This window comes from Sphingomonas sp. PL20 (genome assembly GCF_017875905.1).
In the GTDB taxonomy this organism is placed as follows: Bacteria; Pseudomonadota; Alphaproteobacteria; order Sphingomonadales; family Sphingomonadaceae; genus Sphingomonas; species Sphingomonas echinoides.
This window is the reverse complement of record NZ_JAGINH010000002.1, coordinates 4,293,773-4,313,970: the sequence shown is the minus strand read 5'-3', so window position 1 is coordinate 4,313,970 and position 20,198 is coordinate 4,293,773. Positions and strand designations below refer to the sequence as shown.

The following is a 20,198-nucleotide window of genomic DNA, read 5'->3' as shown; positions in this document are numbered from 1 at the left end:
TGGTTGCGCTCACATTCGTGACGTCGCGCATTCCGATTGTCGCGTCAATCTCCTTGGCGAGCGTTGCAGGAGTGTCACACAATTCTGATTCCGATGGATTGATTTGACGAAAATGTTAGCGCAAACATACTGCCGGATCGGCCGTGTGGGATGGTCGGTTTCAGGTTCAGGCGCGATCACAGCGCCGATAATGGGGAGGATTGAGATGCGCCCAGCAGCGCCGTCGACCGTTATGGTCAGTCATTTCGTACGTTTCTTGCAGGGCGCATCGGCGAGCGCCTTGTGCGTGGCGATGGCCGGGGCCGCGCATGCGCAGACCGCCGCGGCGCAATCGACGCCGACCGCTGATGCGCAAGCCAGCGCCACGCCCGATAGCGCCAATGGCGGCCCCGACGATATCGTCGTCACCGGCATCCGCGCGAGCTTGGCCAACGCGCAGAACATCAAGCGCAATTCCGACACCGTGGTCGATGCAATTACCGCGCAGGATATCGGCGCACTCCCCGATCGGTCGGTCACCGAGGCGCTGCAGCGCGTGCCCGGCGTGTCGATCAGCCGCTTCGCCGCGTCGAACGATCCCGACCACTTCTCGGTCGAAGGCTCGGGCGTGGTGATCCGTGGCCTCAATTTCGTGCGCTCGGAGTTCAACGGTCGCGATGCCTTTTCGGCGGGTATCGGTGGCCAGGCGCTCAACTTCTCTGACGTTCCCGCCGAATTGCTCGGCTCGGTCGAGGTATTCAAAAACGTCACCGCCGCCGCGATCGAAGGCGGTCTGGCCGGTACGGTCAACCTCAACACGCGCAAGCCGTTCGACAATAAGGGGCTCCACGCCGGCGTCGATCTCGAGGGCAGCTATGGTGACCTGCAGAAGAAATGGGCGCCGACCGGCTCGATCCTGATCAGCGATACGTGGGAAACCGGCCTTGGCACGTTCGGGCTGCTCGGCGACGTGTCCTATTCGCGCGTTCGCAGCCGCGCCGATGGGCTCCAGATCACCAACTTCCAGCAGCGCGACAACACGCTGGTCACCTATCAAAGCCAGGGCGGAACGACGATCTGTCGCAACCCGTTGCCCGGCAATAGTGATACCACCACGCTTCCGGCCTCGAACGCGCCGTGCGGCGCGGCATCGAGCGCGGGCGCTGACGGTTTTGCCGATCCGACCACGGGCTATTACGCGCCGCTCGGCGGCCAATACCGGACGCAGGAGTTCGACCGCAAGCGCAACGGCATCGCCGTCGCGGCGCAGTTCGAATCGAAGGATCACTCGTTCCTGCTGACCGGCCAGTATATCCGCTCGCACACCACCAATCTGTCCGACGAGCATACGTTCGAGGCGGCGCCTGATCTGTCCGAATACAGCACCTATCCGATCGGATGCCAGCAGAACAATGCGGGCCCGCTGACCAACCCAGCTGATCCCAATTCGGGCACGGTGCGCGCGCAATGCCCGGTGGGCCAGTTCACCAACTACAAATACGATCAGAACGGGCTGTTTCAGAGCGGTTACATCACCACCCCCGGCACCGGCTATCGCAGCAACCTCAGCGGCACGCCGAGCCAGACCTTCATCCCCACGGGTGGTGCGCCGATCTCGCTGTCGCGTGGTCAGGTCTATGAACAGACGACTGTCAGCGATTATGGCCTCAACGCCCTGATCCACCCGATCGAACGGCTGCACATCGCGCTCGATGCCGATTACACCGAGTCGCGCCATCAGGTCAGCCAGCTCAATATCTATGGCGAGACCTTTGCGGACCAGGAACTCAATCTCACCGGCAACTTGCCCACCGTCGTCGCGCATAAGCCGGCGACGCTCGCCGCGGGTTGGGCCGGCCCCGCCAATCCGGTCCTTGCGGGCGAGACCGATGCGCAATATTTCGCCGACCCGAACGTCGAATTCTACCGCGCGGCGATGGATCATTTCGAAGACAGCCGTGGCAAGGAATTCCAGTTCAAGGCCGACACCACCTATGACGTCGACGGCGGTTTTCTCGACAAGATCCGTTTTGGCGCGCGCTATGCCGACCGCGACCAGACGGTCAAATATTCCGCGTACAATTGGGGGATGCTGAGCGAAGTCTGGGCCGGCTATCCGGTCTCGGTCGCGCAAGTGAACGGCGGCAATGCCAGCTTCTACGATTTCAACAACTTCTTCCGGGGCGCCACGCCTGGCCCCAGCGGCGCCTATTATTATAACGGCAACATGATCGACGGCTATAACAAGGCGGTCGGCTTCATCAACCAGGTCGAAACCGCCGCTGCGGCGACCCAAACGGCGAACGGTGGAACGCCCTCGACGCGCTGGACTCCTGCGGCGCTGCGAGCAGGCGTGGGTGCGAACTCGCCGTATCTGCCCAACGAAGTAACGCGGGTGCATGAGCGCGACAGCTCCGCTTATGTGATGGCGACCTTCAAGACGAAGACGCTGATCGACGGTCTCGACATCGCCGGAAACGTTGGTGTCCGCTACGTCCATACCGGGATGGACAATTTCGGTGGCAGCATCATTCCGAGCCGCGCCACGCTCGGCATCGCTGACACCTATCAGAGCCGCTGCGTTCCAGCGACGCCCACCAATTTGCCAGCGGGTTATACGCCGGCCGCACCGGGCGGCGTCTGTCTGCTTGGCGCGGGGGGCTATGCGCGGTTGCAACAATTTGCGGCGCCGGATCCAACAATCGTGCTCGGCCAAGCGCACAATGACTACACCTACTGGTTGCCGAGCTTCAATCTCAAGGTTGGGTTGACCCCGCAGTTGCTGTTCCGCCTCGCCGGATCCAAGGTGCTGACGCGTCCTGACACGAATCTCGTCCGCAATTTCCAGCAGATCTCGATCGATGGAAACGGCAACTTCCAAAGCCAAGTCGGCAACCCGTATCTGAAGCCTGCACGGGCTTGGCAGTTCGACGCTACGGTCGAATGGTATTTCTCGCGTGTCGGTTCATTGACGGCGGACGTGTTCTACAAGGACATTACCGGCTTCTTCTACCAGTCGCTTGTCAGCCTCCCGCTGACGAATAACGGGCAAACGTTCGACCTGTTGACGCGCGGACCCGCGAACTATCAGGGCCACGGCAAGGTCAAGGGGGCGGAAATCGCCTATCAGCAGACCTTCACCTTCCTCCCCGGCCTGCTGAGCGGGTTCGGCTTCACCGGCAACTATACCTTCATCCAGAGCAGCGGTTTGCCGAACTCGTTCCTGAATGCGGGCGCGCCGGTCACGAATGTCGCGGCGCAGACCCAGACCGGCAGTCTGCCCCTCGAGGGATTGTCCAAGCACAACGTCAACGCGACGCTGTTCTACGAAAAGGGGCCGGTATCGATCCGAGCAGCGTATAACTGGCGGTCGAAATATCTGCTGACCGCGGCGGACGTGATCTATCCGTACACGTCGATCTTCCAGGATGCGGCCGGCCAGCTCGATGCATCGGCGTTCCTCAGCATCAACAAATACGTCAAGATCGGCGTGCAAGGCGTGAACTTGAACAACTCGGTGACCAAAACACTGCAGGCCTATACCGGTGACCCGAGCAAGCTCGCGCCACGTTCGTATTTCGTCAATGACCGGCGCTTTTCGTTCATCCTGCGCGGTAACTTCTAACGCCGAATTGTAAGTCTCTCGGTCCCGTTGGACGGGTTAGACAGGAGGGCGTGCCTAGCGGCACGCCCTCTTTTGACGGATCCGCCCGCCCCGATCAGCGTCGGGGCGCTGCGGCGAAGGCCGCCGCGAGCGCGGTGCGGAGCGGCTTGGCGCGGAACTGTTCGTCGTACAGGCTCGGACGCCGCTTGACGCCGTCCTTGCGCGGCTCGAACCCCTCGATCCAATTGTACCGATCGACCAGGCCCCAGCTCAGCACGTCGCGCACTTCACGATAGCTGAGGGTCACGTCGAGATAGCCACGCGCATAGTCCGCCACTGCTCGGTCGCGAAGCGTGATATCGGCCGGCAGGCTATTATCGCGCACGTCGAGTTCGGTGACGAGCAAGCGATAGCCCATCTGCGTCACGGCATCCAGAAAGTGACGCCACTCGCCCTGCAACCGCGAGACATCGGCGCCAACATTCGTGCTCTGAGTGACGAGATGCGACTGGATGCCGAGCGCATCGACCGGCGTGCCTCGTCGACGGAACCCCTCAAGCAGCGCGAGCACGCCGCTGCGGTGCGCGCCATTACCCGGCTCCCAGCTCATATAATCGTTATACACCAATTGGGCGTGCGGCGCGGCGGCCCGCGCAGTGTGGAAGGCGAGATCCAGCGTTGGCTCGGCACCGCCGAGCGCGCGTGACAGGACCGTTTCGTACAGCATCCCATCGACGGGGCGGACGGCTTCGTTCACGACATCATAGCTTCCGATTCGCGCGCCGAAATGGTTCAGCACGGTGCGGATATGGGTGGTCAACAGGCGTTCTGCCTCGCCGTGAGGGGCAGCGCCGAACCGATATTCGTTCAGCCATTTTGGGAACCATTTGGGCTGATGCCAGAGCAGATTGTGTCCGCGCACGGCTAGGCCATTCCGCTCGGCCCAATCGATGATCGCGTCAATTCGCTCGAACGCAAAGCTGGTCGAGGTCGGCCGCAGCCACTGCCACTTCATTTCGTTTTCGGGGACGATCAGACCGCATTCCACTTCGACCAGTCGCGCATAGGCCGGGTTGCCAAACGATCCGCGATCGGCGTCGCGCCTGCTCCAGGCGATCGCGGCGCCGAAGCGCAAACCGTTGCGCTCTGCTATCGCATTAAGCGAGCGCGCCGGGGCGGCGGCGGTGCCAAGGAGCAGTGGCGCGGCAAATACCCCTGTCGCCCCGATCATCATATCGCGTCGCGTCGTTGCGCTCATATTTCACTCCTCACTCAGCGGTTTGTTATCGTTAACATTCCGCGTGTGACTTGCAGGGTCAAGCATTAGTCGGCAGTCCGGAAGGGCGCAGGCTTGCACTAAAGAAAATTGGCATTCACCGATGCACGGGGAAACAGATCATTGCGAAAGGTAGCGCGCTTAGCGTCGCAACGACGCAAGTTTCGGCGGCGAGCATAGGAAATGTTGCAATGGCAGTGACATCGGCGACTGGACTTTGTTACCGAGCCGGTTCGTTACGGCCTCCCGTGGTGTATAAGCGCCGGAGCATGATACCCGATTCGCTCGCGCCGGGAGGCTTTACTATCGCACCCGCGGCCGCGTTCTCGCGATGAGCACGCCGGTCAAACGCGGGCCGAGAGCGACAACGATTGCCGACGTCGCGCGCGAGGCGGCCGTGTCGGCAATGACTGTGTCGCGCGTCGTCAACAACGATACGCGGGTCAGTGTGGCGACACGCGCTTTGGTCGATGCGGCGATCCGCCGGCTCAACTATTCACCCAATCTTGCGGCGCGCAGCCTGGCTGGCGCGCAGGTGATCCGGATCGGGCTGCTCTACGCTAATCCGAGCGCAAACTATTTGAGCGAATTGCTCGTCGGTACGCTCGATTCAGCCAGCCATGCCGATGTTCAGTTAGTCGTCGAACGGTGCCCCCTCGGCGAGGAAGCGGCGGTCGCTACGCGCCTGCTCCAAAACGGGATCGATGGACTGGTGCTGTCGTCGCCCCTGTGCGATTCGGCGGCGCTCATCCGCACAATTGCTGCCGCGAACGTTCCCGCGGTCGCGCTCGGCAGCGGCATCCCGTCGCCTAATCCGCTGGCGGTGAGCATCGACGAGTTCGCCGCGGCCGAGACGATGACGCGGCACATCATCGGCCTTGGGCATCGTCGAATCGGTTTCGTCACGGGCGATGCGACGCAAAGCGAGAGTGTGTTGCGGCTGGCGGGATATCGTGCCGCACTGGCCTCGGCCGCCATTGCGGCGGACGTGGCGCTAATCGCTCCGGGGCAGTTCACCTTTCGCTCTGGTCTCGATGCCGGCGATCGACTGCTCGACGCCACCGATCCCCCGACGGCGATCTTTGCGAGCAATGACGACATGGCTGCAGGCGTCATAACCGCCGCCCACCGCCGCGGCTTGGTCGTACCAGCCGAGCTGACCGTCTGCGGCTTCGACAACACCACGCTTGCGACCGCGATTTGGCCAGAGCTCACGACCATTCATCAGCCGATCGCTGAGATGGCGCGTGCTGGCCTTACCCTACTGGCGCGGGAGATACGGTCGCGGCGGGCCGGCAGTCCCAGCACCAATCCGCATATTACGCTGGATGTCTTTTTAGTTAAGCGCGATTCTGATGGCGCCCCAAAAGCAACCTTTGCTTGTTGAAAGGCTTTTGACGCCGGACTTGGCACGACAGTTCGCGAGACGCATTTCCGTTTAATTTGAACCGGCATGTTTAGGCGGCAGTGGCATCCACCGCACTGATAAGCCCCCGAGCCGATGGCAACAAGCAGTGCTCCCTGAGCAAAAGATCGTAAATCGGATGTGGAGGCGGGAGACAGATCCTGTCGGGCATGTCCATGTTCGGTTTTCGCCGCTGACGCACAGCGTTAAGCGCATGCGCAAATAGGAGGTGACGCGACAACTCAGGCGTCAGCTGTCTTGAAAAGGCTGCCGGTCAAACTCGGTCGGTCTAAGCCGGAATCAGATGGTGAACGAACGTCGGGTTTAGGGGAGTGGCGAGGACCGCCTAAATGACGACTTATGTGAAGGATATCGGATGCCGGCAGGCGAACGATATCCTCCAAAGCAGGAAGCCGCGGACCACGAGCGCTTACCTATGGGGATTTCGGTTTTCGCCCTGTCGTGCGGTGGTCGCATCGGCGTGCGGGACTCGCATCGGCGGTCGGAACGTAGGGTGCAGGGGCGATGTACCGCGTAGCTGGTAACCAGGGTTGGGGCTTGAGATCGGCGCCGGCTCGGCTGGCGTTGTTGCCAGCGCGAGCGACATCGCCGCCGGAAGCACGGGACTTTCGGAGCACGGTTGGGCTGAGCCATGCCGGGTCATGGCGCGGTGGTCCCGGTCGATGCGGTGGAGTGTGGCGGTGCGCGCGGCTGGCGCCAGCGCTCGAAGGTCTCGATGATGACCATGTGCCCGCCACAGCAGGGGCATGGTGGGCGGACATCGGTCGGCTCGTCGGGCGTCTCGTTATCGAGCGGCGGCGCGACGCCGAGCAACTGGCGGGCGTGTTCGAGATGCGCCTTGCGGGTGGCGCCGGCGAGCAGGCCGTAATGGCGGATGCGGTGGAACCCGCGCGGCAGGACATGGAGCAGGAAGCGGCGGATGAACTCGTCCGTCGCCAGCGTCATCACCTGCTGCCGATCGGCACCGTCGCGGCGATAGTCTTTGTAGCGCATGGTGACGCCGGCCCCGTCGAAGGCGAGCAGCCGACTGTTCGAGATCGCGACCCGGTGGGTGTAGCGCGACAGATAGGCGAGCACTGCTTGCGGCCCAGCGAACGGCGGCTTGGCGTAGACCACCCAGTTCTTTTTGCGGATCGGAGACAGGTGGCGAAGGAACGCACGCCTATCGGCCAGCTGCGCGAGGGTGCCGTAGAACGCGAGCCGCCCCGCCGCGTGCAGCGCCATCAGCCGGGTCAGGAACAGGCGGCGGAACAGCTTGCCCAACACCTTGACCGGCAGCAGGAACGCCGGCCGTGAGGATATCCAGCGCGTGCCGTCCCGCGCGATGCCGCCGCCGGGCACGATCATGTGGACATGCGGATGGTGGGTCATCGCGGACCCCCAGGTGTGCAGCACCGCGGTGATGCCGATGCGGGCGCCGAGATGCTTCGGGTCGGCGGCGATCGTCAGCATCGTCTCGGACGCGGCCTTGAACAGCAGGTCGTAGACCAGCGCCTTGTTGTGGAACGCGATGTCAGCGACCTCGGCGGGCAGCGTGAACACGACATGGAAGTATCCGACCGGCAGCAGGTCGGCCTCGCGCTCTGCGAGCCAGGCGCGCGCGGCGGCACCCTGGCACCTGGGACAATGCCGGTTACGACAACTGTTATAGGCAACCCGCCAATGCCCGCAGTCGGTGCAGGCCTCGACGTGCCCGCCCATGACGGCGGTGCGACAATGCTCGATCGCCGACATGACCTTGAGCTGGTGCAGGCTCAGATGCCCGGCATGGGTTGCCCGGTACGCAGGCCCGGCAGCACGGAAGATGTCGGCGACCTCGAGCGAGGCGCGCACCGGTTCAACCGGCCGGTGTCTTGCCCTCCATCAGCGCCATCAGCCGATCGAGCGGACTGGTGACCGCGCGGATCGTGCGGGTGGCGACCTTGGTGTAGAGCGCGGTCGTCTCGAGCTTGCTGTGCCCGAGCAACACCTGGATCACGCGGATATCGACATCCTGTTCGAGCAGGTGGGTGGCGAAGCTGTGCCTCAGCGTGTGCGGGCTCACGCGCTTGCGGATCCCGGCCGCCTCAGCTGCCTCGCAGACGGCGCGGTGGAGCTGCCGCGTCGAGATCGGATCGGTGTAGCTGCGCCCGGGGAACAGCCAGCCGTGCGGCAGCAGGACGCTGCGCCGCTTGCCCTCGCGCCACCACAGCCGCAGCAGCTCGAGCAGTTGCGGCGACAGCATCGCGTTGCGGTCCTTGCGCCCCTTGCCCTCCTCGATCCGGATCAGCATCCGCTTGCTGTCGATATCGTCGGCCTTGAGATGCGCGACTTCCGACACGCGCAGGCCGGCGCCATAGGCAACGCCCAGCGCCGCGCGGTACTTGATGCCCGGTGCCGCCTCGAGCAGCTTGGCCACCTCATCAACGCTCAGCACGTCGGGGAGCTTCCTGGGACGACGCGCCAGCACCAGCCGCCGCGACAGATCAGGTCGCTCGAGTGTCACCTCGAACAGGAAGCGCAGCGCCGACACCGAGCCGTTGATCGAGCCTTCCCCGACACCATGCTCGCGCTGGTGAAGCTGGAAGCGGCGTACATCCTCGGCGGTCGCGGTGTCGGGCGAACGTCCGAGGAAGGCCGCGAAGGCGCGGACGTGACGGACATAGTCGTGCTGGGTCCGCGCGCGCATGGCACGCATCGCCATATCGTCGAGCATGCGCTGACGCAGCGGGGTGAAGGGTCGCTTGGTCGGTTGAGGCGTCATAGCGAAGTTCCTCTTGTTGAAGGAACTCCATCGTCCGCCACCGCTCCCGCGCGGCCAAACCTCAGCGCCGGCGCGCTACCTCACCGCCAACACCACTGCCGCGCAGCGGCTTCGTGCATTGGGTCTTCACGGCTACGAAGTCATCGGCGGGTGTCGACCCAACTTACGCCATTCGGCGTTGTTGATGTGACTGACAGCTTTTGCTCGAACCCGCCATTCTGCTTGCGCAGAGCTTGAATCACATCGGTGCCGCTAAGAAAATCCCGTTTATCGGTCCTGACCCTATGAGAAAGCTCCCTATTGCGGAGCATCGACGTTTGGTAGCGAAAGCCGCAGTGGTCTGACAGAGCCGTTATGAGCGCCTAAGGCGGGCTAAGTCACTCCTACCACTTTCGGCTGATTGTGGCCTCAAGGACTCGTTCGGGTCGTCACTCAATAGGTCGAAACCCTTCTGCCTTCACCTGCCATGTTCGGGGAAAACCAGGGGTATGCCCGTGCGTTCCGGCCCAGCCACCCGCCATCATCCCGGTCGCAAGCAACAGCGCGCCGTCCGAGGGGAAATACGTGTCAGCGCGGCGGACGAGGCTTCCATCCGATGCCAGATCGAAGCGCGGGGTCATTCCCGTTGCCCCCCAGCGGTTGTTCGGCGCGTCGCGCAAAAGCCAGTCGACCGCAGCGTCCGGGTCGCCTAGCCGGGCAGCAGTCATCGCGATCATGGGGAAGTCCCAGCCCCAGACCTGGCGCCAGTCCCAGTCGGCAGCAGTCGCATCCAGCGTACGCGCCATGGTCGCGGGATCGACTCGGTCGCTGCCGATCAAGCCATAGGCCATGAGAAAGGACGGGTGGTCGCGGTTGAGGCATCCCGCGCCCGCCGCGCCGCGACACGCGGGCGAGGCGGCCTGCGTCCAGAAGCCAGGACCGGAGGCGACGGGCGCATAGAGCCCGGCTTGTACCGGCATCGGGGCCATTTGCGCGATGACGCGGTCCCAGCCGACATCGCGCGGCAATCCGCGGCGGATGCGCCAGTCCTGCGCGACCTGCAGGCCCCAACGGAAATATTCGAGTTCGAACGCCGGATCGCGTGTGGTGAAGGGATCGTGATTTTCCTGCACCGGCACCACGGGTTCACCCAGATGATAGTGACCGTCAGCAAAATCGTAGCGAGGCACGCCCGCCAGCATCCGCGCGGTCGCCTCCACCACCGGCGCATAGCGATCAAGCGTCGCGCGCGTCGGATGCGCGCGCCATAGGCTTTCCGCAAGATAGATCGGATGCGGCTGCTGCCAGATGATGAAGGGGTTGATGGGACTCGGGCTGTTACGACCTTCCGGCCCGGACATCTTGGGCCACCAAGCGGCATCCAGACCGTGGCGGCGCCCTTCCGCCAGCGCGAGAGGAAGATGGCCCACATACCAGCCCATGCTCCGTTCGAGCAGGGCAGGGCGCCCCCACAGGGCGAAATGTGCGGAATGCCACGCGTGCATCTCGAGGTGGAACTTGCCGTTCCAGCTGTTCGAAAACAGTCCCTCTTCCTGCGGCGGAAGGCTTCCGGCTTCGTTGATCGCGGCGAGATATTGCGAGAGGATGATCCGCCGTTCCAGTTCGCGCGCGCGCGGGTCGGCCGAAGCGGACAAGTCGATCGCCGCGCCGTGCATCCAATAGGCGCGCCAGTGGCGCTCCGCTGCGATGGCCGCGGCGGAGGGCTCGACCGGCGTTGGTGGCCGGTCGCCCTGCGCGAACCCGATCGTGGCGGTGAGACGGCTCGAGCCGCTCGTGCGAATTGCCACGCGATGAGCCTCCGCCAGCGTCGCCGAGGCACCCGGCGCCGCGATGGTGGTCGCGTACTGCGTGCCATCGATCCGGCTGACGACGGCCAGCCGCCCAGCGCCCTGCGACACGACCGTGGTCGTGTGATCCGCCGGGTGGCTCCAGTCCGAGGGATCGGGGTTGAGGGTGTGCGAGACGCCGGGGAAGCTCACGTCGATGCCGATCCGTCCCTTGGCAACCAACGGCGAGTCGATCGAAACGATCACCGAATCCTGCGGCCAGGCGACTCTCGTGGTGACGGTGACGGGCTGCCCGTCGAGCATGAAGTGGCTGACCAGCGTTCCCGTCCAGAGATCGAGGCGCTGCGTCGTCGCGTGCAAATCCTCGAACCGAACCGCACGCCCGTCGGCATGCCGCATCGCCAGCGCGATCTTGCCGAGCGAAAAACGGTGCGGGTTCTCGCGCAGCCAAGCGACCGCCGGTGTCTGGGCACTTAAATTGCGGATATAGGCAAAGGGCTCGGACCCGCGACCGGGCACCGGCACTCCGGTCTCGCCGTCCTTCGCTGTATATCCCTTTACATTGGGGAAGCTGTGCCATGCCCATTGCGCCATCGTCAGCAGCGGCGCTTGCGGCGCGTAGCGTTCCGGGAAGGTCTGCAATCCCGTAATATCTGCGGTAAAGCCGAGTTCTCCGTTGCCGAGCATGACGGGAGCATGGGGATCGATCGCGTCGAAGTTGATCGCGTGGCGCGCCACCAAGGCATGCCGATCGATCGGAATTGCGGCGACGGCCCCCGAGACTGCCCCCACGACCGTTAGGCCGGCTATTACCGCCGCGAGCATGGACTTAGTCGTCTGCCGGATCATCAGGGTGTTTCCTCGCTAAAAAGCCGCCGCGCTTGTAATGCCGCCGACGATCGTGCCAACGCTGGCATAATCATTCTCCTGATAGGAACAAGCTTCGTGACCGCTCCGCTCCGCCTCGACTCCGATCGCCTTTTTCCTGCGGATTCGCGAACCCGCGACATAGCGCGCGCGCTGTACGGCAGCATCGCGACATTGCCGATCGTATCGCCGCACGGCCACACCGATCCGCGCTGGTTCGCGTATGACCAGCCCTGGAACAACGCGAGTGAGCTGCTGCTCCAGCCGGATCATTATCTGTTTCGGATGCTCTATTCGCAAGGGCTGTCGCTCGAGGCTCTGGGAATTCCCGCGCACGGTAAGCCGGCGGATACCGACCCGCGTGCGGCCTGGAGGCTGTTCGCACAGCATCAGCATCTGTTCCGCGGCACGCCCTCGCGGTTGTGGCTCGACCATGTCTTCGTCGAAGTGTTCGGCTTTGAGGTGAAGCTGGATGCCAACACGGCCGATTTCTATTTCGACCGGGTTTATGAACTCCTTGCTACGCCTGCCTTTCGCCCGCGTGCGCTGTACGAGCGCTTCGGAATCGAGGTAATTGCCACCACCGAGGGCGCGCATGACACGCTGGAGCATCATGAGGCGATCCGCGCGTCGGGGTGGAAGGGCCGCGTCATCACTGCGTACCGTCCGGACGCTGTGATCGATCCCGAGCACGAGGATTTCCGCGCAGCGCTGGCGCGCTTTGCGGAACTTACCGGCGAGGATGTGATGGACTGGCGCGGCTATCTTGCCGCGCATCGCGCGCGCCGCGCCGCGTTCATCGCAATGGGCGCCACGTCGAGCGACCACGGCCACCCGACCGCCGCCACCGCGAACCTTTCGGATGCCGAAAGCGAGGCGCTGTTCGCCAAGGTGATGCGGGACGACTGGACCTTGGCCGATGCCGAACTGTTCCGCGCGGAGATGCTGACCGAGATGGCACGGATGAGCCTCGACGACGGCTTGGTGATGCAGATCCACCCCGGCTCGGTACGGAACCACAATCGCTGGCTGCATGGTGCCTATGGCCGCGACAAGGGCGCCGACATCCCCGGCCGCACCGATTACGTCCACGCGCTGAAACCGTTGCTCGATGCTTTCGGCAACGAGCGCGATCTGTCGATCATCCTCTTCACGCTGGACGAGACGAGCTACGCACGCGAACTGGCACCGCTGGCGGGCCATTATCCCTGCCTCAAGCTCGGACCCGCCTGGTGGTTTCACGATTCGCCCGAGGGCATGCGCCGCTTCCGCGAGATGACGACCGAGTCGGCCGGCTTTTACAACACCGTCGGCTTCAACGACGACACGCGCGCGTTCCTGTCGATCCCGGCGCGGCACGATGTCGCGCGACGTGTCGATTGTGGATTCCTCGCCCGGCTCGTCGCCGAGGGGCGGTTGGGGGATGACGACGCGCAGGAACTGGCGGTCGATCTGACCTATAACCTCGTGCGCAAGGCCTATCGGCTGGATGCCCCATCTTCCGTCTTGCCAGCCAAGCGGGTGGCGGCATGATGGACCGCCGCCAGTTCGTCGCGGCCGCAGGCGCAACGCTCGCGCTCCCGTCGCTCATATCCGCAGCGGCGGCCGATGCGCAGGTCGTGCCGTCGCTCGACACGCTCGCCAAGGCCCGGGGGATGCGTTTCGGTAGCGCGCTTGGGCTCGGCAAGCCGGGGACTCTGGAGGGCGGATTCGCCGATCCGGCGTATCGCACACTGATCGCGGCACAGTGCGGGTTGATCGTGCCCGAGAACGAGATGAAGTGGGGCGTCCTGCGCCCGTCGGCCGATCAGTTCGATTTTGCGCCTGCTGACCGGTTGGTCGCGTGGGCGAAGGCGCACAATCTGGGCGTTCGAGGCCATAATCTGCTGTGGCAGCATCCGCGTTGGACGCCCGAGTGGCTAACGGCGCATGACTTCGGCAGCCAGCCGCGCGTGGCGGGCGAGAAGATGCTGACCGAACACGTCACCAAGGTGGCGGGCCGCTTCGCCGACGTCGTCCACAGCTTCGACGTGGTCAACGAGGCGATCGACGAGAAGACCGGCACCCTGCGCGAGACGAGCCTGTCGCGTGCGATCGGCGGCACGATCGAGACGATCGCGCTCGCCTTCCATGCGGCGCGCCAGGCCGCGCCGCGCGCGCAGCTGGTTTATAACGACTATATGAGCTGGGCCGCGAGCAGCGCACTCCACCGTGCCGCAGTGCTCAAGCTGCTGGGCGAGCTGAAGGCGCGGAACGTGCCCGTCGATGCGCTCGGCATTCAGGGGCATATCGGCAGCAACGGTGCGGGCGTCGCCACGACGCTCGGCCGGCAGACCGAAGAATGGCGCAGTTTCCTCGATGCGGTGACGGCCATGGGCTTCGGGCTGCTGATCACCGAGTTCGACGTCAACGACATGGGCCTGCCGGCAGACATCGCCGTGCGCGACCAGGCGGTGGGGGAACTGGCCGGTGCCTATCTCGACGTCACTCTGTCCCATCCGCAGGTCGATACGCTGATGTGTTGGGGTCTTTCGGACCGGTATAGCTGGTTGCAGGGCACTTCGCCGCGCGCTGATGGCCTGCCCAAGCGCCCGCTCCCTTATAGCACAGCAATGCGCGCCAAGCCGTTGCGCGACGCGGTTGCCGGCGCGCTGCGGGCAATGCCGATGCGCGCGGTTTGATAGGCTGCGCGTTAGGGCTGCTACCCCGTCAGGAGGCCGGCGATGCGCACGCGCTCGATCGCCACGGGCGCGGCGTGGTCCAGGATGTCGGGCTGGCGCACCCGGTCGAACCGGCAATCGCGGAGCGAAAGGCCGGTCACCGGCGTGCCGGGAATGCCGTGCAGCTCCAGCACGCGCTCGGCATCGATCGCGTGCAGCCGCTCGACGGTGATGTCTTGGACGCTGGGCGGGTAGGGACCGTCGACCCCCTCATAGCTGAAGTCGCAACCGATTGCGGCGCGTGCCACCCTCCCGACCGCGATGTCGCGAAAGTGGATGCCCGCGATCCGGCCGCCGCGGCGCGGGCTCGTCTTGATCCGGAGCGCATACCAAAGATCGGGCGAACTCATCGTACAGCGTTCGACCAGAACGTCGAACACCCCGCCCGACATCTCGCTGCCGATGGTGACGCCACCATGCCCGGCGCGCATCGTGCAGTCGCGCACGGTCACGTCCCGCGTCGGCACGCCGATCCGCCTGCCATCGGCATCGCGGCCCGACTTGATGGCGATGCAGTCGTCGCCGGTGTCGAAGGTACAGCGCTCGATCAGCATCCGCTCCACCGATTCGGGATTGCAGCCGTCGGTGTTGGGGCCATGGCCGAAGACGGTCACGTTGCGCACCGTAACGTCGCGGCAAAGCACCGGGTGGATCGCCCAGCACGGCGAATCCTTGATCGTCACCCCTTCGATCAGCACGCGCGTGCAGCGCTGGAACTGCACGAACATGGGCCGCAGGAAATGACCGGCGCCGAACACGCGACGCTCGGGCGGAACGCCGGCCTCCGCCATCGCGAACAGCGCGGCGCGGTCTGCCCGCTGGTTGGGTGCACCTGGCCGCCAACCGAATTGCGCGCCGCTACTCCAGGGCCACCAATTGTCCGCACCGGCGCATCCGTCGAGTGTGCCGTCCCCGGTGATCGCCACGTCCTGCGCGTCCCAGGCGCCCACCAGCGGTGCGTAGTTCATCAGCTCCGCGCCCTCCCAACGGGTCGGCACCAGTGAATAGTCTGCAGGATCGGTGCTGAATGCCAGCACCGCGCCGCGTACCAGATGCAATTCGACCTTCGATTGCAGCCGAATGGCGGCGGTCCGGTAACGCCCGCGGGGCACCACCACGCGCCCACCCCCGGCGCGGGCGCAGGCGTCCACCGCAGCGGCGATGGCTGCCGTCGCGGAGGTCCCATCGGGGCGCGCGCCGTAACGTGTGATGTCGTGGTCTGCGCCGGTTCGTCGCGGCAGAGCGGGCAGCGGCGTAGCCATGACGCGCGGCCATGCGCCCGCACCGACTGCCCGCGCGGCTGCGCAAATCGCAAGGCCGAGGAGCGCGTTCCGCCGCGTGATGGGATGCCATGGATTTCGGGCGTTGTTCATTTTCTGATTTATCGTTGCATATCGTGAAATAGGCAAGTAAATGCGAATTCGTCGGTGCCAGCGTTAGACATGGCAATTTCGGTAGGGAGAGAGATGATGACTTTGAACAGGTTTGCCGCTTTCAGTTCGGGCGTTGCCACTCTGGCGTTGGTTGCAACCGGCGTGCTTTCCGTTCCAGCATCCGCTCAGCCCACACCCGCCCCCGCTACCCAGGCGCAGTCGCAGGACGGCGACGTATCGACCGCCGCATCTGCCGCCGGTACGGAATCCGCTGCGGCCGCGCCCGCGCAACAGACCGGCGGGGATATCGTCGTCACCGGCTCGCGCCTCGCCTCGCGCGGCTATAAGGCGCCGACCCCGGTGACGGTCTTCAGCCAGGAAGACGTGAAGCTGTCGGGGACGCAGAACATCGAGACGTTGCTCGGCAATGCGCCGCAGTTCACCGGCTCGCAGCTGTCGGGTCCGACCGCCAATACGGTCCCCGCCGGCGTCGCCACGCTCAACCTGCGCGGCTTCGGCGACCAGCGAAACCTCGTGCTGGTCAACGGTCGTCGCTTCGCGATCTCGGGTCCGGCCCAGACGACCGACATCAACGCCATTCCTGCAGCACTCATCAAGCGGACCGAAGTCGTCACCGGCGGATCGTCGGCGATCTATGGTTCCGATGCGATCTCGGGCGTCGTCAACTTCATCCTACGCGACGATTTTCAAGGTGTCGAGGTGAGCGCCCAGGACACCGTGACGCAGCATGCCAGCACCGGCACGCAGAGCGTCGACGTGACGGCCGGCACCAACTTCTCGGACAACCGCGGCAATGTCACCGTTGCGTTCAACTATCTGAACCGCGGCGGCTATACGCGCGGCGACCGTGGCGGCTGGGCGACGCCCTCGATGGCGGACGGTTGTGTCACCGCCGCTTCCTTCAGCAGCACGCGCCCGGGCACACCGTTCGCGGTCCCCGCCGGCCAGACCTGCCTCGGCGCGGGCGGTCGTCCCGGGCTGATCTTCAGCGGCAGCGGCACCACGCCCAACGGGCGCTTCGCCAACATTCCCACGGTCGGTTCGGCAGCGTCGAACCCGGCGCTCAATGCGGCGCTCACCGCTGCGGGCTTGGGCGGGATCACCGCGCGCGGCTTCACCTTCAACGACGCTGGTACGACCGCGCGGCCGGCGACAACGCCAGGCGACGATTATGATCTGGGCCCCGATGCGTACATCATCGTTCCGCAGGAGCGCCTGCTCGGCAACGCCTTCGCACATTATGATTTCTCGGACGCGTTCACCGTTTATGGCGAGGGCACGATCGGCAATAACAAGATCGTGGCGCAGCTGCCCTCGACCGGGGTCAGCGGCAACTTCCTCGTCAACGTCAACAATCCGTATCTTTCGGCGCCGCTGCAGAACGTGCTGCGTCAGCTCGACCTGCGCGAGACGGGTTCCACCACCGTCACCAATGGCACCAGCCGGCTCTCCACGATCGCGGGCGACGGGCTCGCGGTGCTGAACGTCAACCGTCGCATCAATGAGGGCGGCTTTCGCACCAATCTCAGCAACATCGACACCTATCGCGGCGCGGTTGGCGCGCGTGGCAAGATCGGCAGCGTGTCGGATCATTTCCTCACCAACCTGTCGTATGACGTCTATTACAGCTATGCGCGTACCGTCCAGACCGACACTGCCAGCGGCGCGATCTCGCTAAGCGGCTTCCAGAACGGCCTGCTCTCGGTGAACGGCGCGGCGCCGCTGCTCAACATCTTCGGCGCCAACATCAGCCAGGCGGGTGCTGCCGCGATCACGGTCAAAACGACCAACGTCACGCGCGCGACGCAGCAGGTCGCGGCCGGCAGCATCAATGGCGAGCTGTTCCAGATGCCGGCGGGTCCAGTCGACTTCAGCGCTGGTTTCGAATGGCGGCGTGCCTCGGCGAGCTTCTCGCCAGATGCGCGGCTCGCCTCAGGCGACCTTTCGGGCTTCAACGCCTCGCTGCCCACCTCGGGCAGCGAAACGGCAAAGGAGGAATTCGCCGAAATCCGCATCCCGTTGCTGTCGCATACCCGCTTCGCCGAGCGCCTGACCGTCAACGGCGCATTCCGGCATTCGCAGTACGACCTGACCGGGGTCGGCAGCGTCTGGACATATTCCGGCGGCGCCGAATATGCGCCGAACCGCAGCGTCACCTTCCGCGGCCAGTATCAGCGCTCGATCCGGGCGCCGAACGTCGGCGAGCTGTTCGGCGGCAATTCGACCCAGGGGCAGACGCTGACCGATCCTTGCTCAAGCCGCCAGCCGGTATCGGGGCAGACGGCGGCGACGCGCGCGCTATGCGTGGCCACCGGCGTACCCGCAGGTCTGGTCTTCACCTCCGAAGTGCAGCCCAATCAGTTCATCAACGTCATCGGGGGCGGCAACCCGAGCGTCGGTCCGGAGACTTCGGACACCAAGACCGCAGGCGTCGTGCTTACGCCGACCTTCCTGCGCGGCTTCGCTTTCAGCGCCGATTACTTCAATATCAACCTGAAGGGCGCGATCGCGCCGTTGGGTGGCAACGGGGCCAATGTGCTCAACCTGTGCTACAACGTCGTCCAGCAGGCGAGCAGCCCGTTCTGCCAGGCGATCACGCGTGATCCGCTGACGGGGCAGATCGCGGCGCCAGGCTATATCACGGCGACCAACGGCAACACCGGGGCGCTCAAGACCTCGGGCGTCGATTTCGCGACCAGCTACAGCTTCCACACCGACTGGGGCCTGGGCAGTGGCGGCAGCCGCTTCGAGATCGGCACCGACGTGTCCTGGACGCGCAGCTTCACCAGCGTACCGGTGGCGGCACTCTCGACCAAGAATGAATGCGTCGGTTCGTTCGGCCAGACCTGCGGCCAGCCAATTCCGGAATGGAAGGGCGTGACGCGCGTGACCTGGAAATCCGGGCCGTTTGTGCTCAGTCTGCGTCACCGTTTCATCGGGGCGGTAACGGTCGATAGCTACATCCTGCCGCTGCGCGCCGGCGGTCTGGTGCCGGCACTGAACACGCTGACCAACCCGGTCATCCCGACGCAGCATTACTTCGATCTTTCGACGTCGATCGACGTGTCCAAGCAGTTCCAGCTCAACATGGGGGTGACGAACATCGCCGATCGCGATCCGCCGATCGTCGGCTCGGCCGCGCCCTCGGACAACACCTTCGCCGCGACTTACGATGTGCAGGGCCGCACATTCTTCGTGGGCGCCACGGCCAGGTTCTGATCCTCTCGGCTGGCGCGCGACGTTATGCCGCGCCCAGCCGAGACGTGGCTTGCCTCCGGAGATGATCTTGCCCAAATGCCGCGCATGACAGAACAGTTCGACGTTCCGGTGCGCGCTGCCACGATTACCGATGTCGCGCGTGATGCGGGGGTGTCGGTACGGACGGTATCGCGTGTGCTCAACAAGTCGCCCAAGGTCGGCGAAGACACGCGTAGGACGATCGAGCGCGCGATCGCCGCACTGAACTTTCGGCCCAGTCTTCGCGCCCGTGGCCTCGCGGTGCGGCGCTCGTTCCTTTTGGGAGTCGTGCAGGGGGACCAGAATGCCCATGTCGTCGGCGTACTCCAGCACGGTATCGTCGAAATATGCTCGGAGGCCGGCTATGAGCTTCTCGTCCATCCCGTGTCGGTGCAGGATAGCCGGCTGACGGAAGACCTGGAGGATTTCGTCCGTCGCACACAGGTCGATGCCTTGGTCCTGCTGCCGCCGGTGTCCGAGAATTCGAGCGTGGCCCGCCTGCTAGCGCGGCTGGGCGTTCCTGCGGTCGGCATCGCTGCGGTGCCGGTGCCAAACTATCCAGCGATGCTCGTAACCGGTGAACGCGCCGCGGCGGGGATGGTGGCTGCGCACCTGCTGGAGGCTGGCCATCGCCGGATCGCGATGGTAACCGGCCCGTTGCACTTTCTCTCGGCGAGCGAGCGCGAGAAGGGCTTTCGGCTTACACTCGAAAGCGCAGGCGTCGCGCTCCCGCCGTCCTATGTGCGCGAGGGCGATTACGGCTTCGAGTCGGGGCTGGCCGCCGCCGCCGACCTGCTGACCTTGGCCGAGCGGCCGACCGCGATCTTCGCGGCCAATGACATCATGGCCGCGGCCGTGTTGAAGGTCGCGCGCGCGTTGGACCTCGACGTGCCCGGCGATCTGGCGGTGGCGGGGTTCGACGATAGCGATATCGCGTCGATGCTCTCTCCTGCACTCACCACCATCCGCCGGCCGCTTCGTGACATCGCGCGCGAAGCCACGCGCCGTGCGATTGCGCTGGCCGAGGGCGAGGTATCGGGGGTGCCGGACCACCATGTCGAGCTCACCCTCGTGGTGCGTCAGTCGACGGTCTCGGTAGCCGAGGCGAAGCTTTGATGATCGGATTGTTCGAGAGGCTGATACAGCCCGACCACAGTGTTTCAGC

General features: G+C 64.7%; 11 protein-coding genes. 6 read left to right on the top strand and 5 right to left on the bottom strand.

Translation table 11 applies throughout. The features are described 5' to 3' along the window. Nucleotides 1-205: 205 nt before the first annotated feature. Nucleotides 206-3,604: a TonB-dependent receptor gene (locus H4W01_RS20385; protein ID WP_209612944.1), complete on the top strand. Its 3,399-nt coding sequence runs from the start codon at nucleotides 206-208 to the stop codon at nucleotides 3,602-3,604. 94 nt (nucleotides 3,605-3,698) lie between these two features. Here the strand turns inward: H4W01_RS20385 and H4W01_RS20380 are convergent, their stop codons facing one another. Next, complete coding sequence (locus tag H4W01_RS20380; RefSeq protein WP_209612943.1) at nucleotides 3,699-4,841, bottom strand: endo-1,4-beta-xylanase; 1,143 nt, start codon at nucleotides 4,839-4,841, stop codon at nucleotides 3,699-3,701. Nucleotides 4,842-5,190: 349 nt separating this feature from the next. Here H4W01_RS20380 and H4W01_RS20375 point away from each other — a divergent pair, with 349 nt between their 5' ends. Continuing rightward, entirely contained in the window at nucleotides 5,191-6,246 is a 1,056-nt protein-coding gene (locus H4W01_RS20375; protein ID WP_209612942.1) for a LacI family DNA-binding transcriptional regulator, read from the top strand. A 678-nt stretch (nucleotides 6,247-6,924) separates the two neighbouring features. Here H4W01_RS20375 and H4W01_RS20370 read toward each other — a convergent pair. From H4W01_RS20370 to H4W01_RS20360, 3 genes are all read right to left on the bottom strand, one after another. Continuing rightward, nucleotides 6,925-8,118: an IS91 family transposase gene (locus tag H4W01_RS20370; protein WP_209609414.1), complete on the bottom strand. Its 1,194-nt coding sequence runs from the start codon at nucleotides 8,116-8,118 to the stop codon at nucleotides 6,925-6,927. 4 nt (nucleotides 8,119-8,122) lie between these two features. After that, a complete protein-coding gene (locus H4W01_RS20365; protein WP_209609416.1) occupies nucleotides 8,123-9,028 on the bottom strand; it encodes a tyrosine-type recombinase/integrase in 906 nt (301 codons plus the stop codon). Nucleotides 9,029-9,456: 428 nt separating this feature from the next. After that, nucleotides 9,457-11,664, bottom strand: a complete 2,208-nt coding sequence (locus H4W01_RS20360) for a hypothetical protein (RefSeq protein WP_334685381.1) — start codon at nucleotides 11,662-11,664, stop codon at nucleotides 9,457-9,459. A gap of 96 nt (nucleotides 11,665-11,760) precedes the next feature. Between H4W01_RS20360 and uxaC the strand changes: the two genes are divergently transcribed. Both uxaC and H4W01_RS20350 read left to right on the top strand, forming a co-directional pair. Continuing rightward, nucleotides 11,761-13,215 carry a glucuronate isomerase gene (gene uxaC / locus H4W01_RS20355; protein WP_209612941.1) on the top strand — a complete coding sequence of 485 codons (1,455 nt, stop codon included), beginning with the start codon at nucleotides 11,761-11,763 and terminating at the stop codon, nucleotides 13,213-13,215. Next, a complete protein-coding gene (locus H4W01_RS20350) occupies nucleotides 13,212-14,363 on the top strand; it encodes an endo-1,4-beta-xylanase (protein WP_209612940.1) in 1,152 nt (383 codons plus the stop codon). Before uxaC ends, H4W01_RS20350 begins: the two co-directional genes overlap by 4 nt. 20 nt (nucleotides 14,364-14,383) lie before the next feature. Here the strand turns inward: H4W01_RS20350 and H4W01_RS20345 are convergent, their stop codons facing one another. After that, entirely contained in the window at nucleotides 14,384-15,664 is a 1,281-nt protein-coding gene (locus H4W01_RS20345) for a glycoside hydrolase family 28 protein (protein WP_209612939.1), read from the bottom strand. A 204-nt stretch (nucleotides 15,665-15,868) separates the two neighbouring features. On the opposite strand from H4W01_RS20345, the gene H4W01_RS20340 reads away from it, so the two are divergent. Then, nucleotides 15,869-19,015 carry a TonB-dependent receptor domain-containing protein gene (locus H4W01_RS20340; RefSeq protein WP_334685380.1) on the top strand — a complete coding sequence of 1,049 codons (3,147 nt, stop codon included), beginning with the start codon at nucleotides 15,869-15,871 and terminating at the stop codon, nucleotides 19,013-19,015. A gap of 75 nt (nucleotides 19,016-19,090) precedes the next feature. After that, entirely contained in the window at nucleotides 19,091-20,149 is a 1,059-nt protein-coding gene (locus H4W01_RS20335) for a LacI family DNA-binding transcriptional regulator (RefSeq protein WP_334685379.1), read from the top strand. Nucleotides 20,150-20,198: the final 49 nt, after the last annotated feature.